Below are 24317 nucleotides of genomic sequence, written 5' to 3' on the forward strand. Positions count from 1 at the left end.
GAAGAATGCGGGACCGGCGTGAACTCCTGTGGTCGGCGACGGGTCCAGGACGCGAGAGGGTGTTGACCAGCACGAAGGTCACGGATAACTTCGCTATACGGATTGTTGATTCCGTGAAGCGGAAATGTCGGGCGCGGCATCGAGTGTGTGGAGGATGCAGGAATGGGTCAGCAAGAGAAGGTGGCGACGAGCCTCGCCGGCGCGATCAGCGACGGCATCAGCGCTTCCCTCGCCCCGGTGGACGCGGAGCTGGAGCGCCGCTACCCCGGAGACCCAGGAACCCGCCAGCCCGTCCACACTGTGTACGTCCCCGGGGAGCAGTTCACCGCCGACTCGATCCGCACCTGGGGCGACAAGGCCCTGGAGATGCTCGACGAGCACGCCCCGGACGCAGCCTCCTTCGCCGCCGTCCTCGGCCTGAGCGACGACCTCGCAGAGGCCGTCTACACGCGCGTACGCACCAAGCTGGAGCGCGAGCCCGTCGAAGACCTGCGCATCGACTTCGAGGACGGCTACAAGGGCACCGACGAGGACCAGGACGCCGCCCGCGCGGCCCGCCTGGTGGCCGAGGCCTACAAGAACGGCACCGCCGCCCCGTACATGGGCATCCGCATGAAGTGCATGGAGGAGGCGGTCCGCGACCGCGGCATCCGCACCCTCGACATCTTCCTGTCCGGCCTCATGGAGGCGGGCGGCCTCCCCGACGGACTCGTCCTGACCCTGCCCAAGGTGACGTACCCCGAGCAGGTCACCGCGATGGTGCGCCTCCTGGAGGAGTTCGAGAAGGCACGCGGCATCGAGCGCGGCCGCATCGGCTTCGAGATCCAGATCGAGACCAGCCAGTCCATCCTCGCCACCGACGGCACCGCCGCCGTGGCCCGCATGATCCAGGCCGCCGAGGGCCGCGCCACCGGCCTGCACTACGGCACCTTCGACTACAGCGCCTGCCTCCACGTGAGCGCCGCCTACCAGGCCAGCGACCACCCGGCCGCCGACCACGCCAAGGCCGTCATGCAGGTCGCCGCCGCGGGCACCGGAGTGCGCGTCTCCGACGGCTCCACCAACGTCCTGCCCGTCGGCACCACCGAGCAGGTCCACGACGCCTGGCGGCTGCACTACGGCCTCACCCGGCGCGCCCTGGCCCGCGCCTACTACCAGGGATGGGACATGCACCCCGGCCACATCCCGACGCGCTACGCCGCCGTGTTCGCGTTCTACCGCGAGGGCTTCGAGGCGGCCGCCGCGCGTCTCGCCGCCTACGCAGGACACCACGAGGGCGGCGGCGTGGCCGACGAGCCCGCCACCGCCAAGGCGCTCGCCGGGTACCTGCTGCGCGGCCTGGACTGCGGCGCCCTCGACGCGGGCGAGGTCACCCGGCTCACCGGCCTCACGCTGGCCCGGCTGCAGGGCTTCTCGGGTCCCCGCCGCGGCGACCTCACCGTGTCAAGCAAGTAACAGAAGCGAATGACTGTCACTGCTGCCCCGTAGTCTGTACGCCACGCAAAGTGGCATCACAGAACGGGGCAGCAGTGTTTTCGGGGGATGGGACACAGCCCGGCGATCAGGACCAGCCGGGGGACCAGAGTCGGGCCGACGTCGGCAGACTTCTCGCCGGGCGCTATCGCGTCGTGGCACAGCTCGGCCGGGGCGGCATGGGCGTCGTGTGGCGCGCCGTCGACGAGGTCCTGCACCGCGAGGTCGCGGTCAAGGAACTGCGCACGTACACGGACGCGGCCGGTCCTGAACTGGCCGATCTGCGCCTGCGCATGCAGCGCGAGGCCCGGGCGGCCGCCCGCGTGCGCCACCCCGGAGTGGTCGCCGTGCACGACGTGACGGAGGTCGAAGGACGGCCCCTCATCGTCATGGAGCTCGTCGACGGCCCCTCCCTGGACGACGTGCTGCGCGACCGCGGCACCCTCGATCCGCGCGAGGCCGCCGACATCGGCGCCAAGGTCATGGAGGCCCTGGCCGCGGCCCACCGCGTCGGCGTCCTGCACCGCGACGTGAAGCCCGGCAACATCCTCCTGGAGACCGGCGGCCGCGTCGTCCTCACCGACTTCGGCATCGCCACGATGGACGACCCCGGCGACGGCTCGGCCACCCACCTCACCCGCAGCGGCGAACTCATCGGCTCGCTGGACTACCTGGCGCCCGAGCGCGCCCAGGGCCACGACCCCGGCCCCGCCTCCGACGTCTGGGCCCTCGGCGCCACGCTGTACGCCGCGGTGGAGGGCGCCTCGCCCTTCCGTCGTACGTCGACGTGGTCCACGCTCACCGCGATCGTGGTCGACCCGCTGCCCGACCCCGGACGCTCCGGGCCACTGACCCCCGTACTGCGGCAGCTGATGCACAAGGACCCGCAGGCGCGCCCCGACGCGGACGCGGCGCGGCTGCTGCTCACCGGCGTGGCAGCCGCGACGCCAGGAAACACGGGCCCGGCCGCCCAGGCGCCCTACGGAACCACGGAGCGCAGCATCCCGAGCGCGCCGCCCCCGGGCTTCGGACCACCGCCCGCCGCGGCGCCGCAGGGCCCGGCGCCCGCTCCGGTGCCGCAGCACGTGGCCCAGCACTCCCCGGCCCTCGCCCCCTTCGTGGGCCACCAGGGACCCGTCCCCCCGAGCCGGGCCGAGACCCGCGCGCAGACCCGCGCCGCGCAGCGCCCGAAGCGTGGCCGCGCCCTGCTGGCCGCCGTCGCCGTGGCCGTCGTCCTCGCGGCGACCGGAGCCACCGTGGCCGTCCTCAACGGCAAGGAGGACAAGACCAGTCAGGCGCGGGAGGAGACGGATCCAGGAGGCGCCGGGTCGAACGACGACGACGGCAGCCGCGGTCCGCTCGGCGGTGAGTCGAAGCGGCCCAAGCCGTCGGGGCAGGGCGACGAGAAGCGCCGCAAGCCGCACACGAAGCCTTCCGGCGACACCGAGGACGCCGACAAGGGGGACGACGGAGGCAAGGGCGACAAGGACTCGTCCGACCGGGACGGGGACAAGAGCAAGGACGGCGGCAAGACCCCCACCCGTCCCGACCCCACCACCAAGCCGACCGAGGGCGGCTCGGCGCCGGACCCGGTCTGTCATCCGGCGGGTGGCGGAAAGTACAACTGCCAGGTGTGGCGCAGCGCGAGCTCGTACACGGCGGGCGGCGCACAGGTGGGCACGTTGAACGCGGGCACCAACTACTTCTACTGCCAGCAGAACCTGGGCCGCCGCGAGACGTCCGGGAAGTGGACGAACGTCTGGTGGGCCAAGACGGATGACGACAGCGGCAACACCAACGTGTTCGTCAGTGACGTCTACCTGAAGGGCGGCGAGAACGACAAGCCGCTGCCCGGCCTGCCGGTCTGCTGACGCCAGAAGAGACGGAGACCAACCGATGGCCGACCCGCTCGGCACAGGCAGCACCGGATCGCTGTACGCCCGCGTCGAGACCGCCACGGAAGGCACGGCGTACCGGCTGCGCCGCACCGGGCGCGGCTTCGACATGACGGTGGACGTTCCACATCAGAGCCGAGGCGCCACAAAGGTGCACACCTACCGCGTCGAACTGCATCCGCGCGACCGGACCTTCACCATGACGGACATCGTCCGCACCCACGAACGCGGCGCGTTCGGCACATCGAGCCGCACGGTGGAGCACGGCCGCGCCAGATACCGGACCTGGGGCCGCTCCCCGGACGGCAGCGAGCGGACCAGCTTCTCCTCCGCCGACGGCCACCGGCTGATCCGGGGAGCGGCCGAGGGACTGGGCTGGCGGGAGCTCAGGCCCGGCAGCGAGAGGATCGGCCTCGTCTTCGGGGCCATCGGCGGGGTGATCGCCCTCGGCACGCTGATCGCGCTCGGCGTCGTCTTCTTGTTCTGAGGGCGCGGGTGCTCAGCCTGCGGGCGGTAGTTCACCCGATCCGCGCTTGATGAGCCGCGTCGGCAGCTCGACCCGCTCCGGGGCCTCCGACGCGCCGTCGAGCTGCCGGAACAGCCGCTCCGCCGCCGTCCTGCCGAGCTGCGCCGCGTCCTGCGCGACGACGGTCACGCCCGGCTCCAGCAGATCCGCGAGCTCGATGTCGTCGAAGCCGACCAGTGCCACGGGACGGTCGAGCGAGGCCAGGACACGGACGACGGTCACCGTCACACGGTTGTTGCCCGCGAACACCGCCGTGACCGGATCGGGGCCGCTCAGCATCGTCTCGGCCGCCGTGCGGACCCGCTCCGGATCGGTGCCGCCGAGCGACACCCACGCCTCGTCGACGGGGATGTCCGCGTCCTCCATCGCCGCGCGGTAGCCGCGCAGGCGCTCTATGGCGGTGTGGATGCGCGGCTGGTCGCCGATGAAGCCGATACGGCGGTGACCGTGGGCGATGAGATGCGCGACGCCGTCCCGCGCGCCGCCGAAGCTGTCGGAGAGCACCACGTCGGCATCGATCTTCCCGGCGGGCCGGTCGACGAAGACGGTGGCGACACCGGCGGCGATCTCCGGCTCCAGATAGCGGTGGTCGTCCCCGGCCGGAATCACCACGAGACCGTCGACACGCCGCGCGCAGAGCGCAAGCACCAACTCCTGCTCGCGGTCCGGGTCCTCGGCGCTCGACCCGTTGATGAGCAGGGCGCCGTGCGCCCGCGCGACCTCCTCCACGGCGCGGCTCAGCGGGCCGTAGAAGGGGTCGGCCAGGTCCTCGAGGACGAGGCCGATGCTGGCGGTGCGCCCCTTGCGCAGCACGCGCGCGCTGTCGTTGCGGCGGAAGCCAAGGGCCTCGATGGCCTCCTGTACGCGTCGTTCGGTGTCGGGGGTGACGCCCGGCTCACCGTTCACGACGCGCGAGACGGTCTTCAGGCCGACTCCCGCGCGCGCGGCGACGTCCTTCATGGTCGGCCGGTTGCCGTAACGGTTCTCGGGTCGTCGGGCGGCGGTCTCGGCCACGGTGCGCTGTCCTGTCCTGTCGTCCATGAGGTGGTCCATGAGCATGTGGCGTCGAGCATAGGGCCTGGACAACGTTGTCAGATGCAAGGGAGACTGACCTTCGCACTCTCCGGCCTGCCGATACACCAGGAGACCCGACACAGATGCACATGGACCTCGTCGCCGCACTCGACATCGGCGGCACCAAGATCGCCGGAGCCCTCGTGGACGGGCGCGGCCGAATCCTCCTGCGCGCGCAGCGTCCCACGCCCGCGCGCGAGGACGGCGACACGGTGATGCGGGCGGTCGAGGAGGTACTCGGCGAGCTCACCTCCAGTGACCTGTGGGGCCGTGCGACGGCCGTGGGCATCGGCAGCGCGGGCCCCGTGGACGCGTCGGCGGGCACGGTCAGCCCGGTCAACGTCCCCGGCTGGCGCGGCTATCCGCTGGTCGACCGCGTCCGCGCGGCGACCGGCGGCCTCCCCGTCGCCCTGGTCGGCGACGGCGTCGCGATGACCGCCGCCGAACACTGGCAGGGCGCGGCGCGCGGCCACGACAACGCGCTCTGCATGGTCGTGTCGACGGGTGTCGGCGGCGGCCTCGTCCTCGGCGGCAAGCTGCACCCCGGCCCCACCGGCAACGCGGGACACATCGGTCACATCAGCGTGGACCTCGACGGCGACGCCTGCCCGTGCGGTGCGCGGGGCTGTGTCGAGCGGATAGCCAGTGGCCCCAACATCGCGCGCCGCGCCCTGGAGGGCGGCTGGCTCCCGGGTCCCGACGGCGACACGTCGGCGGCCGCGGTGGCGACCGCCGCCCGCGCCGGGGACGCGGTCGCGCTCGCCTCCTTCGAACGGGCGGCCCAGGCGCTGGCCGCGGGGATCGCCGCCACGGCCACGCTCGTCGAGATCGACATCGCGGTGATCGGCGGGGGAGTGGCGAAGGCGGGCGACGTGCTCTTCACGCCCCTGCGCCGCGCCCTGCGGGACTACGCCACGCTCTCCTTCGTACGCCTACTGACCGTGGCGCCCGCGCTGATGGGCACGGACGCGGGACTCGTGGGTGCGGCGGCGGCCGCGCTCGACAGGGGGCCGAGCGCGGCCGGTGGGTCGGGTGCGGTGGTGCGGTTGGGGAGTGCGGTGGGGGGCTGATGCCGGGTCTGAGGTCATGGCCAGGGGCTGAGGCAGCCGCCAACCGCCGTCCGCCTCAGCAGCTCAGCGTGGCCTCCGCCCAGTCGCCGTGGTCGGAGTCGACGCCGTCCCCGCCGTCCGTGACGACGAGGCGTACGACCTGGGCGCCGCTCACGTCCGCGGACAGTTCCTGCGCGGGCATGGCGTTGGTGAGCACTCCGGTCGATGCGGCCTTCTTGCCGTCCGCCCAGATCTCGAAGGCGACCGTGCCCTTCACGATCGTCTCGTCGTCGACGCCGACCTGCGCGGTGACCTTCTCGCAGGCCGCTCCGGCGTAGTACTCGACGGCGCTCTCGGCATGTACGCCGAGGCCCTTCGCGTACACCTTCCCGCCGATGGTGATCGGCCTGCCGTCGCCGAGGCCGCTCTCGCCGTTGCTGGTGTTGCGCTCCACGGGGCCCCAGCCGTTGGTGGCCGACAGCCACGGCAGGTCGCCGAGCAGCGAGTTGCCCGCCGGGGGCGCCGTGACCACCTGGGCTGTGAGCGGCAGCACCTTCTCGGCGCGGGCGCCCTGCGGTGAGCGGTAGGTGGCCGTGAGCCGCACGTCGTACGATCCCGGCTTCGTGCCCGTCGGCGCGGTGACCGTCCACGACGTGGCGAGCGACTTTCCGGTCCCCAGCGAACGCGCCGTGCTCGGCGAGGTGGCCTTCACGGCCCACCCTGAAGGTGCGCCGAGCGCCACGGAGACCCGCTGGGCGGGGGTGCGGCCCAGGTTGGTGATCTCGGAGGTGACCTGGGCGGGCTTGTCGGCCTCCACGAACAGGCCGCCCTTCAGGCCGAGTTCGGCGGCGGGCGGGTGGTGGGCCCACTTGCCGTCGGCGGACACGCGCAGCAGTACGGTGCCGTGCGCCGGGACGGTGGCCGCGATCCGGCCCGCCGTGTTGTAGCTCTTGTGCTGCCACAGATCGCGCAGCGTGTACGCGTCGGCGTCGGGGAGCCCGACCGCCTTCGCCGTCGTGGACACGGACTGCGGGGTGCCGGACTCGTTGAAGAGGGCGACGGCGCGGCTGCCGTCCTTCATCTCCTTGGCGACGACCCAGCGTCCGCCCTGTGACGAGACGACCTCGCCCTGCTTGCCCAGGGGGTCCTGGTCGACGGCGATGACTTCCTTGTTGCCGAGGATCTCGAACGTCTCGGGGGTGGCCTTGCGCAGGTCGGAGCCGATGAGGAGGGGCGAGGCCATGATCGACCACATCGAGAAGTGCGTGCGGTACTCGGTGTCCGTCATGCCGCCGTTGCCGACTTCCAGCATGTCGGGGTCGTTCCACCGGCCGGGACCCGCGTGCTTCGCGAGCGGCAGGTTCCTCTTCATGATCGACAACATGGAGCCCCAGTTGTCGCTGATGTCACCGGTGGTGCGCCAGAGATGGCCGACGTCCGCGGCCCATTCCCACGGCTTGTTCTCACCCCATTCGCAGATGCTGTAGACGATGGGCCTGCCGGTGCTCTCGGAGGCGGCCTTCAGCGCGTCGCGCATGGCGATGTACCGCTGCTTGGCGTCGACACCCTGGTTGTTGCAGTTGTCGTACTTGAGATAGTCGACGCCCCACTCGGCGAACTGCTGGGCATCGCTGCGCTCATGGCCGAGCGCGCCGGGGAAGCCCGCGGAATTGCAGGTCTTGGTGCCCGCGCTCGTATAGATGCCGAGCTTGAGGCCTTTGGAGTGGACGTAGTCGGCAACGGCCTTGATCCCCTGGGGGAATCGCGCGGGGTCCGGCACCAGCTTGCCGTTCGCGTCACGCTGGGGCAGCGCCCAGCAGTCATCGAGATTGACGTACTCGTACCCGGCGTCCTTGAGCCCCTTCTCGACGAAGATGTCCGCGATCCCCTTGACCATCGCCTCGTCGAACTCGGCCCTGCAATGGGTGGAGTTCCAGTTGTTGAAGCCCATGGGCGGGGTGAGCGCGAGACCGCCGGGGAGTTCTACGGCGGGGCGGGCGGCCGGGGTGGCGGTGTCACGTGCCGCGGCGGGCGTGGCGAGCCCGGCGGCGCACAGCAGGGCGGCGGTCAGCGATCCGACCGCTCTCAGGCGGGTGGTGCGGGCTGGAAGATGACGCATCGTTACGTTCCTCCGTACTCGCGAAAGATGGGGGGGTTTGCATGTGCGTGGAACGTGCGCGCTTACGGTAGAGCTTGTTGGACTCTGTTGGAAGGGGGGGTGGTGCCGGTTCGGTCGTCCGGCGCCAGAACCCTTGAAGGCGGTGCCGCCCGGGAGCGAGATCCACCTGGCGCGTTCGGTTGTGTTCGGTTGAACCCGACAGGCCGGGTCGGCCCGCCTGATGTCGCGTCAGCCGGTCACCCCAGGCACGACCAGGCCGGTTTCGTACGCGATGACCACCGCGTGGGTCCGGTTCTGCGCGCCGAGTTTGGTCAGCACGTTCCCGACGTGTGTCTTCACCGTCTCCAGGCTCACCCTGCACGACTCCGCGATGTCCGGGTTGGACCGGCCGGTGGCCATCAGGCGCAGCACCTCCTCCTCCCGGCCCGTCAGCGCCGCCTGCGGCAGCGCCTCGGCGGATTCCAGCGGGCGGGCGGTGACCATCCGGCGCAGGGCCGCCGGGAAGAGGATCGCCTCGCCCGCCGCGACCACCCGCACCGCCTCCGCGATCTTGGGGACGGGAAGCCGCTTGAGCACGAAGCCGCTGGCCCCGGCGCTGAGTGCGGCGGTGACGTAGTCGTCGTTCTCGAAGGTGGTGATCACCACGACCTTCGGCGGTTCGGCCGGTCCGGCGAGGAGCTGCCGGGTGGCCTCGATGCCGTTGCGGCGCGGCATTCGTACGTCCATCAGGACCACGTCCGGCCGCAACTGCCGCGCCTGCTCGACCGCTTCGACGCCGTCGGCGGCCTCCCCGACGACGGCGATCCCCGGCTGCATCGCGAGCAGCATGCGCAGACCGCTGCGGGTCACCTCGTCGTCGTCCGCGATCAGGAGGGTGGTGCGACTGGCGGCGCTGTCTGCGCTGGCTGCGGGGGCAGTCGTGACGGCTGCGCTCGCGTCGGGGCCGGTCGCGACCGCTGCGCTCGCCTGTGAGCCGATCATGCGGGCAAGCGTACGGGCAGCCGGACCGTGAGCCGCCAGTGGTCCGGTCCGTCCGGACCGGCCTCGATCTCGCCGTGCAGGAGCCGCACACGCTCGACGAGGCCGGGCAGGCCGTGCCCGGACGTCGGGAAGGCACCCGGGCTCGTTCCGCTCCCGGCTCCGGTCCGGTTGACCACGTCGAGCTCCAGCGAGTCCGGCGCGGCCGCCACCTCGACCCGGATCGGGCCGCCCGCTCCGTGCCGCAGCGCGTTCGTCAGTCCTTCTTGCAGGATCCTGTACGCCGCCCGGGAGAGCGTCCCCTGCACCTGCGCCAGGTCGCCCGAAAGATCCGGCTCCACCACCGCGCCCGCGTGCCGCAGCCGGTCGAGCAGCTCGGGCAGGTCGGCCAGGGTGCGGGCCGGTGCCGTTCCCGCCTTCTCCTCGCGCAGCATGCCCAGCACATAGTCGAGGTCCTCCAGGGCGGCCCGGGTCGACTCCTCGATGCTGCGCAGGGCGGCCCGCGCCGCCACCGGGTCGGCACAGAGCACCTCGCCCGCCACCGCCGCCTGGATCGTGGCGGCCGTCAGCGTGTGCCCGATCGAGTCGTGCAACTCGTGGGCCAGCCGGTTGCGTTCGGCCAGTACGCGCTCCCGTTCGGCCAGTACACGCTCCCGCTCGGCCGCCAGCGCGAGCCGCTCGGCCGACGACGGACCGAGCAGCCTGGGCGCCAGCCACCGCAGGGCGTACGTCACCGCCGGACACAGGGCCGCCGCAAGAAGCAGACAGCAGAGCGCCGCTGCCCAGCTCTGCCAGCCGCCCTCCGCCCGCAGTGTCCAGCCGTTCACACTCACCCCGGCCTCGGCACCGGCCCAACCGCCGGGAAGGAGCAGGCCCGCGACGAACAGCAGGACGCTCAGCTGCGCCCCCGCCCACCCCAGCGCCACGTGCGAGAGGAGCCAGAGCGGGGTCCGCAGGCGGTCGGTGCCCGATGCCGTGGAGGAAGCCGCCCCGTCACCGGGCGAGCCCGCACGCCGACGCTCGTCCACGGGATCCGGCAATGGCACCCCCAGTATCCGCCGGGCGCAGGCGATCAGCACCCGCCGCGTGGGACGGGCCAGCCCGATCACACCGATCAGTACGGACCAGACCAGCAGGGTCAGGGTGAACTGCACTCCTACGGAGGCGGATGGCCACGCCACCGCCGGTAGTGCGGCGAAAGGCAGCAAGGGAAGGCTCGCCAACGCGCCGCAATAGGCGAATAGCGCACCCGAATACGTGGAGCCGCGCAGCAGCGGCCGGATTCCTCTGAACATGGCCAGGTAAGTATGACCGGACGGCCCCCCGGCGCCCTCCCCCGATCGGGGGAGGGAATTCTCCCGCCTTCCCGCGATGTGTTCGTGGTCCCCCGAAACCAGAATCGGGGTCTCACCAGTCGACGGGACGGAAGGACGGGCCGATGAACGCTCAGGTACGGACGCGGACGGCACAGAACGGAAGGGAACCGAACGGAAGGGAAACGAACGGGAGGGAAACGAACGGGAGGGAAACGAACGGGAGGGAAACGAACGGGAGGGAAACGAACGGGAGGGCACCGGGCCTTACATCACCGCCGGGTGGCCTGACCTCGCCGAGGAACAGCCTGGCCACGGCCGCCATGGCACTGGGCATCACCGGCTTGTGCACCTCGGTCGTCCTCATCGGCGGCCCGCTCGCCGTGCTCGGCCTGATCCTGGGCATCGCGGCGCTGATGACGGCCAAGCGGACCGGTGTGGGCCGGGGCAAAGCCGTTACCGCCGTGGTGACGTCGGCCCTCGCGATCGTGGTGTCCGGGCTGGTCGCTGTCCTCATGGTCTGGTACGCGAACAAGACGCAGGAGTGCTACCAGCCCGACAGTTTCCATCAGTACACGCAATGCGTCCGCGAGCACCTGAACGGAAACTGACCGGCCTTCCCTTTTCCCCCCCGCCTTCCCTCACCGGTGAATCGGCTGCCCACTCTCCTCGACAAGGACGAGCATCATCGTGCGAAGCAGAAACACCCGCAAGGCCCGGCTGTTCGCCGCCGGCCTCGCGGCGGCCGCCCTTTCGGTGCTGACGCCCGCGACGGCGTCCACGGCACCCACGGCGTTCACCGCGTCCACGGTCTTCACCGCGTCCACGGCATCCGGCGCCACAACCGCCAAGGACCCCCTGCGGAAGTACACGCAGCAGAAGCTCCATTGGAAACGCTGCGACGCCAAGAGTCCCGCCACTTTCCGGTGCGCGACGCTCAAGGTGCCACTGGACTACAGCGACCCCGGCGGCAGGACGATCGGCCTCGCGATATCCCGGCTGAAGGCGGGCAGTGCGAAGGCACGTCACGGCGTTCTGCTGCTCAATCCCGGCGGCCCCGGCGCACCGGGCCTGCGGCTGCCTGCCGACCCGCTCCTCGAGTTCCCCGCGGAAGTGAAGCGGCGGTACGACCTCGTCGGCTTCGACCCGAGGGGCGTCGGGCGGAGCTCTCCCGTCAGCTGCGGGCTGACCGCCGAGGAACAGGCCGACCATCCGTACAAGGCGGAGACGTTCGCGAAGGACGTGGACCGGGTCCGCACCTTCGCCGGGAAGTGCAGGGCCAAAGCCGGTGACATGCTGCCGCACCTCACCACCCGCAACAGCGCCCGTGACATGGACGTCATCCGCGCCGCGCTGGGCGAGCAGACGATCTCCTACCTGGGGATGTCCTACGGCACTTACCTCGGCGCCGTCTACATGCAGCTGTTCCCCCAGCGGGCCGACCGGATCGTGCTGGACAGTGCAACCGATCCGACCCGGATCTACCGGGGGATGTTCCGGGACATGGCGAAGGCGGCCGAGCAGGCTTTCACGCGCTGGACCGCATGGACCGCCCGTCGGCACACGGCCTACGGCCTCGGCGACACTCCGGCCGAGGTACGCAAGACCTACTGGGACCTGATCGCGCGGGCGAACCGCAAGCCCATCCTCTTTGAGGGACAGCTCCTCACGGGCGACGGCATCCGTGCCGACAACGGCACGTTCTTCCACGTCCAGAAGGCCGCGGAACGGATCGCCGGACTGAAGAAGGCGGCCAAGGCCAAGCACCCGGCCGCGCCTGCCACGCCCGCCCCGTCCGGCACGTCCGGCACGTCCGGCACTCCGGGCACCCCCGGTCAGGTCCAGGATCCCGACGACAACTACCTCTCCATCGCCTGGTCCTACATGTGCGCCGACACCCGCACCTGGTCGCACGACCCTGCGCAGTACCGCCGCGAGGCGATCCGCGACAAGGCCCGGTATCCGCTGTACGGCGACTTCGCGGCCGCCATCACACCCTGTGCCTTCTGGGAACGGGGCAGCGAACCGCAGACCAGGATCGACAACAAGGCCGGCGCGCTGATCACGCAGAACGAGTGGGACTCTCAGACGCCCCTCTTCGCCGGTCAGGCCATGCACCGGGCCCTGCGCGGCTCCCGGATGCTCACCGTCGCAGGCGGTGAGGGACACGGTGTCCTCTACGCGCCGGACAGCAGCCCCTGCGCGGACCGGGCCGCCACGGCCTACCTGACCACGGGCAAACTCCCCGCCAAGGACCTGACCTGCCGGGCTCCGGCCGGGCAGAAGTAGCTGACAGATCACTCTTGCGTAACTCACCCACGGCATCGGCTCGCGAAGGCGAAGATCCCGCTCATGAAGATGACCGAATCATTCGCCACAACTGCCGCCGCAGTCGCCCCTGTTGTCCTCCTCGCCGCAGCAGTGGAGGTGGCCGTCTACCAGAAGGCTGTCGAGACACAGATCAAGAGCATCGTCAGAACAGCCACTGAGAGAGCCCTGGAGAGTGGGTCCAGACGCGTCGGGCTCGAATACTTGAACAGTGCCAGTGCCGGGTTGAAGAGGACGGCACTGCAGACGATCGCCGGAACGCTCTGGGGATTCATCATGCTGGGGCAGGCTCTCGCGACCATCGGATGCCTCGCCTGGCTCGCGGACCATGAAGACCCGACTCCCTGGGCAAACCCCGAGGTCACCACGCTCATTGTGGGACTGGGAGTGCTGGCGGTCGCCTTGGTGCCCATGCTGAAGCTCACCCTGGCGCCCATCACCGCCATAAGGGCGGCCCGTGCCGAACTCCGAGCGGCCGCCGAGGAGGAGAGGGAACGAGTTGAGGTCACCGGGAGCGCATGAACCCCGTGCCGAAAAAGTCGGACCGGCGACGCATCCGTAATCGCCCCTGCCTACGAAGTACTTGATGCAGGGTCGTGCCCGGTACCCCCGACCGGGCACGACCCTGTGCCACGGTGCCGCCGCTGGCGTCGGGCGCCCAGACACCCCGACGCCAGCGGCAATTGTCAGTGGTGGCTGCCACGATGGCCCGTATGGAGATCTTCGAGTGGGGGCCGCTGCTCAGGCGGTGGAGCGAGGAGTGGCTGGACGCGCTGGCCGCGAGTGAGCCGGAGGAGTTCGAGGAGCTGGACGAGGACATCCTGCGGGATCGCTGGCTGGGGTTCGGTCCGGCCGGTCCGGCACGGATCGCGGCTCTGGAGGAGCGGTTGCGCGGGCTGGGCGTCGAGGCGCCGCTGCCGCCGTCTCTCCGCTCCTTCCTAGAGACGACGGATGGTTGGCGGTATGCGGGTGGCCCCGTCCAACTGCTGGCGGGGGCGGACGACATCGCGTCGTACGGGGATCCGTACGGCTTGCAGGAGGTGTTCGAGGAGAATCTGGGCGACAACCCGGCAGAGCATGAGGTGCTGCGGGCCGGTATGTGGGGCCGGGCGTTGCAGCTCGCGCTCGACTCGGACATGACGGACGTGCTGCTGGACCCGGGAGACGTGGGCGCCGACGGGGAGTGGGCGGTCTACGTACACCGTGGGTGGAGCGGTGACGAGCCCGAGCGGCACGAGTCGTTCCGCGCGTTCATGGAAGGCATGTACAAGGGGTTCTACCGCTCGGGCGGCGCCGACGCCGACTTCGAGAACGCGGTGACGCGCACGCTCGACGCCAATGTGGAAGATGCCAGGCTCGCGTGTCTGAGAGGCGAGGTGGACGAGGCGCTCGCCGTCTTCGACGAGGCGGACGACTTCGGCAGACCGCGGGCGCGGCTGCTGGCCACCCAACTCCGGGCACTCCTCGACGGGTACGGCTGGGTGCCGGTCGACCCGCGCATGGACGATCCGCTGTACGCGGGCGAGGTGCTGCCCTTGAAGGTCAAGGGTCACCTGCGCGAGGGGCGGACGTACGACACCTTCGTGCTTGGCCCTGTGACCGATGACTACGCGTCGGACAGGGAGCGCGCCGAAGTCGTCCTGGAGCAGATCAGACGGCGTACGTACGAGTACGCGTCGCCGGGCGCCTTCGGACGTGCCGTCAAGGAGGCCAGGGAGCTGGCGCGCTGGGGCGACACGGACGGCGCCTGGCGGGTGCTCGTGGCGGCGGTCCCGCAGTGGGAGCCGTACGGGGTGGACCACGTGGCCCCGTTCGGACTGCTCGGCGACCCGCTGCTCGGCCCGGTGATCACACCGGAGCGGGGGCGGGAACTGCTGGTCACGCCCCGGGCCGGGCACGGGCACGCGGTGTCTGTGCCCGACGTTGTGGCCGAGAGCGTGCCCGACGGGCTCGGGTGGCTCACGGACCTGGTCCTCATGGGTGGGCTCCGGGACGCGTACCGGTTCGTCCTGGTGGAGGGCATGCGTCCCGAGGAGCTGGTGGAGCGGTTCGGGACAGGACCGTTGGAGCCGGTGGCGAGCGAGGCCGAGCTCATGACTCTCCAGTACGCGTCGCACCAGGAGCGGCGTGGCGCGATGACTCGCATAGGCTCCACGGTCCGCTCAGGCGCCGGGGGCGGCTGGAGCTTCGCCTTCGACTCGCACCGCCTGCTCGGCTTCAACGCCGACCGCCTCACCCACCCCGGCACCGAACTGTCGCGCGGCACGCGCGCCCTCACGGTCTGGCGGCAGGAGGGGCTGTTCCACTTCACCTGCGCCGAGGACGGCAAGGAGCGTTACGGATTCACGGTGCACAAGGCAGAGCGACACCAGTGGGGCGACCTCCCCGCGGAGCTCTCTCCCGACCACCTGTTCCCGCACCCCACCGGACCCGCCACCGACCGCTCCGACGAGCGCCGTGCCCTGCACGCGATAGCGGCGACGTTCGGGGTGTCGCTACCGCAATTCGCCCTCACCAAGGGCAGGTTGCCGACGCTCCCGACCCGTCCGTGGACCGGGCCCGCGGGGCCGGGGGAGTGGCACGTGAAGCTCACGACCACCCTCGGCTAGCCCGTGCCGCGCCGCCCGGCAACCGTCTGACCGGTGCACCGTCAGCGGCGCCTGCCATGGGTTGTGCTGATTGTGCCGATGCGGGACCCGCCGTGAACCCGAGTGCGCCGAGCACGGTACCGGCAAGCACCGCACCAGTAATTGCCCTGCGCATGATTCCCCCGAACCGTTCGATTGCAGAACACCTCGACGGTAGAACCGCGCCTGCTGCCACCGAATCCCGCAGCGGATTGAATCCCGCCAACCGCACGGAGTTGACGCCGCCGACGCGTACAACCAGCGCGGTAGCGGCTAACGGCTAACGGCTAGCGGGTGGCTGGGCGAAGCCGAAGGCGGGACGAAGAGACCGACCCGACCTGACCGGGTCACGCGTCACTCCACCCCCGCCCTGATCCGCCGCGCCATGAAGCCACCCGCCGCCGCCAGCACCGCCGTCAGCGCGAACGTTGCCGCCAGCGCGGCCGACACCGACGAGCCGTGCGCGCTCGACAGGGCCACCGCCGCGCCGCCGAGGCCGCTGAGGACCGCGACCGCCAGGGTCTGCGCGAGCTGCATCGCGCCGCTCGCCTCGCCCTGCCGGTCGGCCGGGGCCTGTTCCATGGTGTCGGTGGTCGCGGCGTTGAAGGCGACACCCATGCCCGCCCCGCCGATCGCCCAGCCCGCCACGGCGGTCAAGGCGGGCGTCGCGTCGACCAGGACGCCCAGGGCCATCACCACGATGCCGACGAGCAGCACCGCGAACCCCGCGGTGATCGGCACGGCCCGCGACCGGCCGCTCCAGCGGCTGTCGGCCCGGCCCTGCCAGGCCGCGCCGAGTACCCACGTGATCGCGCCCGCCGACAGCCCGAGACCGGCCTCCGTCGCGCTCAGTCCGCGCAGCTCGACCAGGCCGAGCGGCAGGAACGCCTCGCTGCCGAAATAGGCGCCGCAGAGCAGGAATCGCAGCACGACACCCGTCGGCACGCCGCGTCGCGCGCTGAGCGTGCCCGCCGGAGTGACCGAGCGCAGCGCGCCGAAGGACGCGGCGCCGCCCGCCAGCACCAGCACGGCAAGCAGGACGGGTTGGCGCAGTTCGAGTCCGGCGAGGAGGATTCCGGTGCCCGCGGCGAGCAGGACGCTGCGCGCCACCGGTGTGGCCCACCACGGACCGCCGTCCGGGGCGGGCGCCCGGTCGGGTCCGCCCAGGCGGCGCAGCGGTGGCAGCGCGAGCGCGGCGGCCAGCGCCACCAGCGGCAGCAGGAGTACGAACACGCCCCGCCAGGACACGTGGTCGGAGATCAGCGCGGCGATCGTCGGGCCGACCAGCGAGGGAACGGTCCAGCCGCCCGAGACGAGGGCGAACATCCGGGCGCGCAGCCGCTGCGGGTAGGCCAGCGAGATGGCCGTGTACGCGAGGGCCATGACGGCGCCGACGCCGAGCCCTTGCAGGAAGCGCCCGGTGAGGAACAGCGGCCAGTCGGGCGCCGATCCCGCCACCGCGCAGCCGACGGCGAAGACGGCGAGGCCGAGGGTCAACGGGCGCGCGGGGCCATGCCGGTCGGCGGCGCGGCTCGCGGCAACGGTGCCGATGAGGTTGGCGAGCATCAGCGCGGACAGGCCCCAGCCGTAGGCGCCGAGGCCGCCGAGTCTCCCGGCGATCTCGGGCAGAACGGTGGCCACGCCCATCGACTCGAAGGCGACCAGGGCGACCGAGAGCACGATGCCCCAGGTCAGCGCCGCGTAGGGGGCGCGGAACACGCTCTCGCGCGGGGGATCAGCGATATCCGTGGGCGTGGTTGCGCTGGGTGCCGTGGGCTCCGTAAGCGCACGGCCGGCGGCCGACTCCTGCTCGGGCAAGACAGCCCCTCCTTATATTTCGATCCGGAACGGAACGAAATGACATGCTACCTATACTGAATCCCATGGCAACCCCCGACCCCTCGCTCTACGCAGGCGGCGCAGGCGACGCGGACCGCTCGTCCCACGCCGCCCGCCCCGCGGGACGCCCTCGCGACACCCGGCTCGACGAGGCGATCCTGACGGCGACTCAGGAGCTGCTCGAGGAGGGGGGCTATCCCGGCCTGACCATGGAGGCGGTGGCGCGGCGCGCGGGCACGACCAAGCCCGCCATCAGGCGCCGGTGGCCGTCCAGGCAGCACCTCGTCATCGCGGCCCTGGCCGACACGATGGGGACGGCGCCCACGCCGGACACGGGATGCACGCACTGCGATCTGATCGAAGGCATCGACACCCTCAGCCGCGCCTTCGGCGGCAGCCTCGGGCGGCGTACGCTCCCGGCGCTGATGGCCGAACTCGCCGACGACCCCGCGCTGGACCGCGTCTTCGCCGAGACGATCTTCCATCCCAGGAGGGCCACCACGGAGGCGGCCCTACGGCGCGGCATCGAGCGCGGCGACATCCGTCCCGACGCCGACATCGACCTGCTCCTGGACATGCTCGGCGCCACCACCTACCACCGGGTCCTCTTCGGCCACCTGCGCGTCACGGATTCGCTCGCCCACGACGTCGTGATGACCGTCATGGGCGGCGCGGCGACGCCGAGTTGGCGCGCGCACTATCAGCTCCACCACGAACCGGCGAAGCCCCTCAGGGCGTCTCGCGGTCGGGCGGATCGAGGAGCAGCGCCGCGCTGAGCGTCGCCACCGGTGACAGGGCGGCGGTGAGCGCCGTGACGCGCAGCATGCGCAGTGTCAGCGGGTGCGTGCAGACGATGCACAGACGCCCGCCCCTCGCCGTCACCCGCCGGTGGGCCCGCATCAGCAGGGAGAGTCCCGAGCAGTCGATGAACGTGATCTGACTCAGGTCGATGATCACGACCGGGTCCGGCCCCGCGGTCACGGCGTCCACCAGCGGCGCCGACCGCTGGTAGGCCACGACATCGACCTCTCCGTGCAGTTCGATCACTATCGCGTGGTCGAGTCCGTACACCCGCGGAGGCTGATCGGATTCCTCGTGCGCGTATGCCTTCAGTTCGTCTTGCCGCATCCATCCCCCCAGCGCCGGCGCCGACGGGCTCGCGAAGGAGCGTGGCGCAACGGGAGTGCCAGTAGTGAGAGGCCACCGGGGACTGGGGTGCCTACCGGGAAAACGCTAGCGGGGGCGGACGCGCCCTGGAGTGCGGGAACGATTCACGGAAGGGCAGTGCCACACGTTGGAGTGAAGATGCGTCAATCCCCTTGACGTGGAGTCTCGCGTTGTCGGGGAGGGAGTGCGGAGCGTCGCGGGGGTGCCGCGGAATCGACGCGCCGCGGGCGGTTCCGCTCCCATCAGCGCCGGGTTTCCATGGCAGGGTGTTGCGGGCAAGCCACAGGGGGCCAACAGAAGAGGGGGAACCGTGATCGTCTGGATCAACGGTGCGTTCGGCGCGGGAAAGACCAGCGCCGCACGGGAACTGATCGAGCTGATCCCGAACAGCACACTCTTCGACCCCGAGGTCATCGGCGGCGCACTGCCCTACCTCCTGCCGCCCAAGCGCCTCGACGAGGTGAGCGACTATCAGGATCTGCCGATCTGGCGCCGCCTCGTCATCGACACAGCGGCCGCACTGCACGCCGAGGTTGGAGGCGTCCTCGTGGTGCCGATGACATTGCTGCGGCAGGAGTACCGCGACGAGATCTTCGGCGGTCTCGCGGCGCGCAGAATCACCGTGCACCACGTCCTGCTCGCCCCCGATGAAACGATCCTGCGCGAGCGAATATCCGGCCGTCCCGTGCCGTCGGACCTGCCCGACGGCGACATGCGGGTGCGGCAGTGGGCCTTCGACCACATCGAGCCGTACCGCGCCGCCCGTGCCGACTGGATCGACGGCGACGCCCACCGGGTCGACACCGGCCTCCTCACGCCCTTCGAGACCGCCGAACGCATCGCCGAGGCCGTCCGCAGCGGTGCCGCGCCCGGCTGCGACATCGTGCAGACACCGGAGCCCACCGCGGAGACCCTCGCCGCCGGAGTGCTGCTCTTCGACGAGCAGGACCGGGTGCTGCTCGTCGACCCCACGTACAAGGCGGGCTGGGAGTTCCCCGGCGGTGTCGTCGAGCCCGGCGAGGCGCCCGCACGCGCGGGCGTGCGCGAAGTCGCCGAGGAGACCGGCATCGAGCTCACCGAGACGCCGCACCTGCTGGTCGCCGACTGGGAGCCGCCCAATCCGCCCGGCTACGGCGGAATGCGGTTCCTCTTCGACGGCGGGCGGCTCGACAGCGGCGCGGTCCGCATGCTGCTGCCGGGGCCCGAACTGCGCGACTGGCGCTTCGTCACCGAACAGGAAGCAGCCGACCTGCTGCCCGCCGTGCGCTACGAACGGCTGCGCTGGGCGCTGCGCGCGCGGGAACGCGGAGTCACGCTCTATCTGGAGGCCGGAGTCCCGCTCGGCGCATAGCCGTCCGCCGAGGCGCGCCGCCTCCCGTCAGAGAAGGAGCCCCGCCCGAAGGCGAGGCTCCTCAACTCCCGGCAGAGCGTGGCAGGACCGGCGGTCCTCAGCTCGCCGCGTACTTCTGCAGGAACAGCGCCTCGGCCACCGAGAGCCGCTCCAGCTCCTCGGGCGACACGCTCTCGTTGACCGCGTGGATCTGCGCCTCCGGCTCGCTCAGGCCGATCAGCAGGATCTCCGCGCGCGGGTACAGCGACGAGAGGGTGTTGCACAGGGGGATCGAGCCGCCCTGACCCGCGTACTGCATCTCCTCGCCCGGGTAGGCCTCACCCATCGCCTCGGCCATCGCCGCGTACGCCGGGCTCGTCGTGTCCGCACGGAACGGCTGTCCCTGCCCGATCTGCTCCGTCCGCACCTGCGCGCCCCACGGGGTGTGCGCCTCCAGGTGCGCCTGGAGCAGCTTCGTGGCCTCGGCCGCGTCCACGCCCGGCGGCACCCGCAGGCTGATCAGCGCCCGTGCGGCCGCCTGCACCGAAGGCGTCGCGCCGATCACCGGCGGGCAGTCGATGCCGAGGACCGTGACGGCCGGGCGCGCCCAGATGCGGTCGGCGACCGTGCCCTCGCCGATCAGCTCCACACCGTCGAGGACCTTGGCGTCCCTGCGGAAGTCGCTCTCCTCGTACTGCAGCCCGTCCCAGGCGGCGTCGCTCGTCAGACCGTCGACCGTCGTCGAACCGTCCGCGGCACGCAGCGAGTCCAGCGTGCGCACCAGCGCGGCGAGGGCATCCGGGGCCGCACCGCCGAACTGGCCGGAGTGCAGGTTGCCTTCGAGGGTGTCGACACTGACGCGTACGAGCGTCATGCCGCGCAGCGTCGACGTCACCGTCGGCAGACCGACCCGGAAGTTGCCCGCGTCACCGATGACGATCGTGTCGGCCGTCAGCAGGTCGGGGTGGTTCTCCGCATACCGCTCCAGGCCGCCGGTGCCCTGCTCCTCCGAGCCCTCCGCGATCACCTTCACGCTCACGGGGACGCCGCCGTTGGCCTTGAGGGCGCGCAGCGCGAGCAGGTGCATGATGACGCCGCCCTTGCAGTCGGCGCTGCCCCGGCCGTACCAGCGGCCGTCGCGCTCGGTCAGCTCGAACGGCGGGGTGGCCCATGCGGCCTCGTCGAGCGGCGGCTGGACGTCGTAGTGCGCGTAGAGCAGGACCGTCGGCGCGCCCTCGGGGCCCGGCAGGAAGCCGTACACCGACTGCGTGCCGTCCGGGGTGTCGAGCAGCGCCACGTCCTGGAAGCCCTCGGCGCGCAGCGCGTCGGCCACCCAGCCCGCGGCGGCCTCGCTCTCGCTCTTCGGGAACTGATCGAAGTCCGCCACCGATTTGAAGGCCACCAGTTCGGTGAGCTCCGCCTTCGCCTTCGGCATCAGTGAGGCGACGGTCTCGGCGATCGGATTCGGCGACATGGGCACGCTCCTCGTAGGTGCGACGTTGTACATGTGGGTACGTGTGATCCTCCCACAGGAGGGGCCCACGAGGCTCCGCCGTAGGATGCCTGGGGAAAGCGCGGCCAACAGCGGGATCAGGAGCGGTAGACCAACGTGAGCAGCGAGAACTCAGCGGACGACACCCGGTACGTGTGGGACGTCGTCGTGGTCGGAGCCGGCCCTGCCGGGGCCTCGGCGGCCTACGCGGCAGCGGTCGCGGGACGCAGCGTCCTCCTCTTGGAGAAAGCCGACATCCCTCGCTACAAGACGTGTGGCGGCGGCATCATCGGCCCCTCGCGGGACTCCCTGCCGCCCGGCTTCGAGCTGCCCTTCCGCGACCGGGTGCATGCGGTGACGTTCACCCTCGACGGCAAGTTCACCCGCACCCGCCGCTCCCGGCAGATGCTCTTCGGGCTGATCAACCGCGCCGAGTTCGACCAGCAGCTCGTCGAGCACGCGCAGAAGGCGGGCGCCGAGCTGCGCACCGGCGTCACCGTCGCCCGCGTCGAGCAGCACGGCGCCGAGGTGCCGGACCGGCGCACCGTCGCCGTGGTGCTGCAGGGCGGTGAGACGGTCCTGGCCCGTGCCGTGGTCGGCGCCGACGGCAGTGCCAGCCGCATAGGGGCGCACGTCGGCGTGAAGCTCGACCAGGTCGACCTCGGCCTCGAGGCCGAGATCCCGGTGCCCGAGACCGTCGCCGAGGACTGGGCGGGCCGGGTCCTCATCGACTGGGGCCCCATGCCGGGGAGTTACGGCTGGGTGTTCCCCAAGGGCGACACCCTCACCGTCGGCGTGATCTCCGCCCGTGGCGAAGGCGCCGCTACCAAGCGGTATTTGGAGGACTTCATCGCCCGGCTCGGCCTTGCCGGGTTCGAGCCCAGCGTCTCCTCGGGGCACCTCACGCGGTGCCGCAGCGACGACTCGCCGCTCTCCCGCGGCCGGGTCCTGGTCTGCGGTGACGCCGCGGGGCTCCTGGAGCCGTGGACCCGTGAGGGCATCTCCTTCGCGCTGCGCTCCGGTCGTCTCGCGGGGGAGTGGGCGGTGCGAGTCGCCGAGTCGCACGACGCGGTGGACGCCCGCCGCCAGGCCCTCAACTACGCCTTCGCCATCAAGGCGGGGCTCGGCGTGGAGATGAGCGTCGGACGCCGCATGCTCAAGGCCTTCGAGCGCCGCCCCGGCATGCTGCACACGGCGATCACGGGCTTCCGGCCCGCGTGGAACGCCTTCGCGAGGATCACGCGCGGCTCCACGACGCTGGGCGAGCTGGTGCGTACGCACCCGATGGTGGGCCGTGTTCTCCAGGCGCGGGACGACCGCTAGTTCTTACAGCTCCTACGGTTCCTACCGCTTCTTCTGCACGGTGATGCGGAAGACGGGGTGGTCGGGCGCGGCCGCAATGATCTCCTCGTCGGAGGAGCTTGCGGTCACGCCCTGGAAGTACTGGTTGACCTCCCAGCCCCACTTCTCCAGGTAACCGCGCAGCAGGGGCAGCTTCTCGGCGTCGGGCACCTCCACGGCGGTGAACTCCCGCACCTTGCGCCCCAGTCGCAGCTCACCGCCACCGGCGACACGCATGTTGCGCACCCACTGGGAGTGCCCGCGCGCCGACACGAGGTACTGGCACTGGTCTCCGTCGTACGTATACGGGTTGACGGGGATCCGCTGCATCTTGCCGCTCTTGCGGCCCCGGACGGAGAGTTCCGCGCTGCCCATCAGGCTGACTCCGTGCCGCGCCAGCCATCCGATGACGCTGTTCAGACGGACATTGAGGCGGCTGCCCTTGAGGTAGTACGACGAGGTGTTCGTGGACATGGTGCCCTCCTGGGGGTGACGCAGGTGATGGCGGTGAACCTGGCGCGGAACCAGCTTCCGAGAGCACTGCTCTCGCTTGAGAGCAGTGTGCCCGAGGTCGGTGCTCCAAAGCAAGAGCAGTGCTCTCGAATATGTGCACTGCTCCGATCGCGTGGCACACTGGCTTGCATGAGCAGCACCACCAGCGCCACCCAAGGAGCCCGGGCCCGTGCCCGCGAAGAAGTGACCGCGGCGATCAAGGACGAGGCGCGCAAGCAGCTGGCGGGCGACGGCGCCGCCAAGCTCTCCCTGCGCGCGGTCGCCCGCGAGCTCGGCATGGTCTCCTCCGCCCTCTACCGCTACTTCCCCAGCCGGGACGACCTCCTGACCGCCCTGATCATCGACGCGTACGACTCGCTCGGCGCCGCCGCCGAGGCCGCGCATGCGGAGGCGGCCGGGCAGGAGCCCGTCCGGCGGTGGACGGCGGTGTGTGAGTCGGTCCGTTCCTGGGCGCTGGAGCATCCGCACGAGTACGCGCTCATCTACGGCTCGCCCGTCCCCGGGTACAGCGCACCGGACACGACCGTCCGGGCCGCCGCGCGCGTCGGCCTGGTCCTCATCGGCATCGTGCGCGACGCACACCAGGGGCGGGGCGTCGCCTTCGGGCCGCTGCCCGGCGAACTGCGCACCGAGGGGGAACGGCTCGCGGCGGACCTCGCCCCCGATCTGCCGCCCGCGACGATCACGGCGATGGTCGCGGCGTGGGCGCAGCTCTTCGGGCTCGTGGGGTTCGAGGTGTTCGGGCAGTTCAACCGGATCGTCGAGGACCGCCCGGCGTTCTTCTCGCACGCGGTGACGCAGCTCGCGCACGGGGTGGGCCTGCTGCGGCAGAGCTGACGCCCCGGATTCTTCGCCAACGGCCCGGCGTTTTCACCTACTTGAGGCTTCCGTACCCACAACTTCTGTCATGCGGAGCACACTGCTGAAAGGCAGCGGGGGTCGCCCATAGAGTGGCCCGTGAGTCATCGAGCAGCAGCCTCCGACCTTTTCCGAGGACGTCCCGGAAGAGAGAGGAGGGGGCAATGCGCGAGCTCGATGAGTCGTCAGACTGGACGTACTGGACGTACTGGACGTACTGGAGTCTGGTGGTCATGTCGATCCAGATGACGCTGGATCTGACCGTACAGATCAGCCGTCTGAATCGAAGATCGCTTCGGTCTGACCCCTTGTTTGTCGGACAGACGAGGTTCAGTGGTGCCACTATGCCCCGCCAGGCCCCGCGGCTCCTACTCCCGTGGGAGTACGTGTGATCA

Annotated in this window: 20 protein-coding genes; 12 read left to right on the top strand and 8 right to left on the bottom strand. The window is 71.1% G+C overall.

The window, feature by feature from the left end; genetic code table 11:
- The first annotated feature begins 162 nt into the window (after positions 1-162).
- The 3 genes from AC068B_RS19675 to AC068B_RS19685 all read left to right on the top strand — a co-directional run bounded on the left by AC068B_RS19675 (position 163) and on the right by AC068B_RS19685 (position 3855).
- A complete protein-coding gene (locus tag AC068B_RS19675) occupies positions 163-1455 on the top strand; it encodes a DUF6986 family protein (protein WP_478672869.1) in 1293 nt (430 codons plus the stop codon).
- Positions 1456-1652: 197 nt separating this feature from the next.
- The gene (locus AC068B_RS19680) at positions 1653-3344 is read left to right on the top strand and encodes a serine/threonine-protein kinase (protein ID WP_478673279.1); all 1692 of its coding nucleotides are present in this window, start codon (positions 1653-1655) and stop codon (positions 3342-3344) included.
- Between the two features lie 25 nt (positions 3345-3369).
- On the top strand, positions 3370-3855 hold the full coding sequence (locus AC068B_RS19685; protein ID WP_478672870.1) for a hypothetical protein: 486 nt from the start codon (positions 3370-3372) through the stop codon (positions 3853-3855).
- Between the two features lie 12 nt (positions 3856-3867).
- On the opposite strand, the gene AC068B_RS19690 is transcribed toward AC068B_RS19685, so the two are convergent.
- Positions 3868-4935: a LacI family DNA-binding transcriptional regulator gene (locus AC068B_RS19690; protein WP_356254309.1), complete on the bottom strand. Its 1068-nt coding sequence runs from the start codon at positions 4933-4935 to the stop codon at positions 3868-3870.
- A 116-nt stretch (positions 4936-5051) separates the two neighbouring features.
- Here AC068B_RS19690 and AC068B_RS19695 point away from each other — a divergent pair, with 116 nt between their 5' ends.
- Positions 5052-6038 (top strand): ROK family protein, encoded by a 987-nt coding sequence (locus AC068B_RS19695; RefSeq protein ID WP_478672871.1) that lies wholly within the window; start codon positions 5052-5054, stop codon positions 6036-6038.
- 55 nt (positions 6039-6093) lie between these two features.
- On the opposite strand, the gene AC068B_RS19700 is transcribed toward AC068B_RS19695, so the two are convergent.
- The 3 genes from AC068B_RS19700 to AC068B_RS19710 all read right to left on the bottom strand — a co-directional run bounded on the left by AC068B_RS19700 (position 6094) and on the right by AC068B_RS19710 (position 10295).
- Positions 6094-8136, bottom strand: a complete 2043-nt coding sequence (locus tag AC068B_RS19700; RefSeq protein WP_478672873.1) for an NPCBM/NEW2 domain-containing protein — start codon at positions 8134-8136, stop codon at positions 6094-6096.
- 228 nt (positions 8137-8364) lie between these two features.
- Complete coding sequence (locus AC068B_RS19705; RefSeq protein ID WP_478672874.1) at positions 8365-9117, bottom strand: response regulator transcription factor; 753 nt, start codon at positions 9115-9117, stop codon at positions 8365-8367.
- Positions 9114-10295, bottom strand: a complete 1182-nt coding sequence (locus AC068B_RS19710; protein ID WP_478672875.1) for a sensor histidine kinase — start codon at positions 10293-10295, stop codon at positions 9114-9116. Before AC068B_RS19710 ends, AC068B_RS19705 begins: the two co-directional genes overlap by 4 nt.
- 455 nt (positions 10296-10750) lie before the next feature.
- Here AC068B_RS19710 and AC068B_RS19715 point away from each other — a divergent pair, with 455 nt between their 5' ends.
- The 4 genes from AC068B_RS19715 to AC068B_RS19730 all read left to right on the top strand — a co-directional run bounded on the left by AC068B_RS19715 (position 10751) and on the right by AC068B_RS19730 (position 15364).
- Entirely contained in the window at positions 10751-11038 is a 288-nt protein-coding gene (locus AC068B_RS19715; protein ID WP_478672876.1) for a DUF4190 domain-containing protein, read from the top strand.
- A 79-nt stretch (positions 11039-11117) separates the two neighbouring features.
- The gene (locus AC068B_RS19720; protein WP_478672877.1) at positions 11118-12716 is read left to right on the top strand and encodes an alpha/beta hydrolase; all 1599 of its coding nucleotides are present in this window, start codon (positions 11118-11120) and stop codon (positions 12714-12716) included.
- 63 nt (positions 12717-12779) lie between these two features.
- Complete coding sequence (locus AC068B_RS19725) at positions 12780-13277, top strand: hypothetical protein (RefSeq protein WP_478672879.1); 498 nt, start codon at positions 12780-12782, stop codon at positions 13275-13277.
- Positions 13278-13468: 191 nt separating this feature from the next.
- Positions 13469-15364: a DUF6461 domain-containing protein gene (locus tag AC068B_RS19730; RefSeq protein ID WP_478672880.1), complete on the top strand. Its 1896-nt coding sequence runs from the start codon at positions 13469-13471 to the stop codon at positions 15362-15364.
- A 372-nt stretch (positions 15365-15736) separates the two neighbouring features.
- Here AC068B_RS19730 and AC068B_RS19735 read toward each other — a convergent pair whose 3' ends face one another.
- Positions 15737-17200, bottom strand: coding sequence for an MFS transporter (locus AC068B_RS19735; protein WP_478672881.1), 1464 nt, complete (start codon positions 17198-17200; stop codon positions 15737-15739).
- A gap of 65 nt (positions 17201-17265) precedes the next feature.
- On the opposite strand from AC068B_RS19735, the gene AC068B_RS19740 reads away from it, so the two are divergent.
- On the top strand, positions 17266-17997 hold the full coding sequence (locus AC068B_RS19740) for a TetR/AcrR family transcriptional regulator (RefSeq protein ID WP_478672882.1): 732 nt from the start codon (positions 17266-17268) through the stop codon (positions 17995-17997).
- On the opposite strand, the gene AC068B_RS19745 is transcribed toward AC068B_RS19740, so the two are convergent.
- Complete coding sequence (locus tag AC068B_RS19745) at positions 17951-18349, bottom strand: STAS domain-containing protein (RefSeq protein ID WP_478672883.1); 399 nt, start codon at positions 18347-18349, stop codon at positions 17951-17953. The two genes, AC068B_RS19740 and AC068B_RS19745, sit on opposite strands and share 47 nt — an antisense overlap.
- A 349-nt stretch (positions 18350-18698) precedes the next feature.
- Between AC068B_RS19745 and AC068B_RS19750 the strand changes: the two genes are divergently transcribed.
- Positions 18699-19739: an NUDIX hydrolase gene (locus AC068B_RS19750; protein WP_478672885.1), complete on the top strand. Its 1041-nt coding sequence runs from the start codon at positions 18699-18701 to the stop codon at positions 19737-19739.
- A gap of 97 nt (positions 19740-19836) precedes the next feature.
- Here the strand turns inward: AC068B_RS19750 and AC068B_RS19755 are convergent, their stop codons facing one another.
- Positions 19837-21192: a M20/M25/M40 family metallo-hydrolase gene (locus AC068B_RS19755; RefSeq protein ID WP_478672886.1), complete on the bottom strand. Its 1356-nt coding sequence runs from the start codon at positions 21190-21192 to the stop codon at positions 19837-19839.
- A 135-nt stretch (positions 21193-21327) separates the two neighbouring features.
- Between AC068B_RS19755 and AC068B_RS19760 the strand changes: the two genes are divergently transcribed.
- Positions 21328-22533, top strand: a complete 1206-nt coding sequence (locus AC068B_RS19760; RefSeq protein WP_478672887.1) for a geranylgeranyl reductase family protein — start codon at positions 21328-21330, stop codon at positions 22531-22533.
- Positions 22534-22554: 21 nt separating this feature from the next.
- On the opposite strand, the gene AC068B_RS19765 is transcribed toward AC068B_RS19760, so the two are convergent.
- Positions 22555-23025, bottom strand: a complete 471-nt coding sequence (locus tag AC068B_RS19765; RefSeq protein ID WP_478672889.1) for a nitroreductase family deazaflavin-dependent oxidoreductase — start codon at positions 23023-23025, stop codon at positions 22555-22557.
- 168 nt (positions 23026-23193) lie between these two features.
- Here AC068B_RS19765 and AC068B_RS19770 point away from each other — a divergent pair, with 168 nt between their 5' ends.
- Positions 23194-23901, top strand: a complete 708-nt coding sequence (locus AC068B_RS19770; protein ID WP_478672890.1) for a TetR/AcrR family transcriptional regulator — start codon at positions 23194-23196, stop codon at positions 23899-23901.
- Positions 23902-24317: the final 416 nt, after the last annotated feature.

Source organism: Streptomyces sp. NPDC042371 (assembly GCF_056437465.1).

Excerpts from the sequence above, each read along its gene's own strand:
- AC068B_RS19755 (WP_478672886.1), bottom strand. The coding sequence starts at position 21,192 with ATGTCGCCGAATCCGATCGCCGAGACCGTCGCCTCACTGATGCCGAAG.
- AC068B_RS19715 (WP_478672876.1), top strand. The coding sequence starts at position 10,751 with ATGGCACTGGGCATCACCGGCTTGTGCACCTCGGTCGTCCTCATCGGC.
- AC068B_RS19725 (WP_478672879.1), top strand. The coding sequence starts at position 12,780 with ATGAAGATGACCGAATCATTCGCCACAACTGCCGCCGCAGTCGCCCCT.
- AC068B_RS19765 (WP_478672889.1), bottom strand. The coding sequence starts at position 23,025 with ATGTCCACGAACACCTCGTCGTACTACCTCAAGGGCAGCCGCCTCAAT.
- AC068B_RS19745 (WP_478672883.1), bottom strand. The coding sequence starts at position 18,349 with ATGCGGCAAGACGAACTGAAGGCATACGCGCACGAGGAATCCGATCAG.
- AC068B_RS19770 (WP_478672890.1), top strand. The coding sequence starts at position 23,194 with ATGAGCAGCACCACCAGCGCCACCCAAGGAGCCCGGGCCCGTGCCCGC.
- AC068B_RS19690 (WP_356254309.1), bottom strand. The coding sequence starts at position 4,935 with ATGGACGACAGGACAGGACAGCGCACCGTGGCCGAGACCGCCGCCCGA.
- AC068B_RS19675 (WP_478672869.1), top strand. The coding sequence starts at position 163 with ATGGGTCAGCAAGAGAAGGTGGCGACGAGCCTCGCCGGCGCGATCAGC.
- AC068B_RS19730 (WP_478672880.1), top strand. The coding sequence starts at position 13,469 with ATGGAGATCTTCGAGTGGGGGCCGCTGCTCAGGCGGTGGAGCGAGGAG.
- AC068B_RS19705 (WP_478672874.1), bottom strand. The coding sequence starts at position 9,117 with ATGATCGGCTCACAGGCGAGCGCAGCGGTCGCGACCGGCCCCGACGCG.
- AC068B_RS19740 (WP_478672882.1), top strand. The coding sequence starts at position 17,266 with ATGGCAACCCCCGACCCCTCGCTCTACGCAGGCGGCGCAGGCGACGCG.
- AC068B_RS19680 (WP_478673279.1), top strand. The coding sequence starts at position 1,653 with ATGGGCGTCGTGTGGCGCGCCGTCGACGAGGTCCTGCACCGCGAGGTC.
- AC068B_RS19700 (WP_478672873.1), bottom strand. The coding sequence starts at position 8,136 with ATGCGTCATCTTCCAGCCCGCACCACCCGCCTGAGAGCGGTCGGATCG.
- AC068B_RS19695 (WP_478672871.1), top strand. The coding sequence starts at position 5,052 with ATGCACATGGACCTCGTCGCCGCACTCGACATCGGCGGCACCAAGATC.
- AC068B_RS19685 (WP_478672870.1), top strand. The coding sequence starts at position 3,370 with ATGGCCGACCCGCTCGGCACAGGCAGCACCGGATCGCTGTACGCCCGC.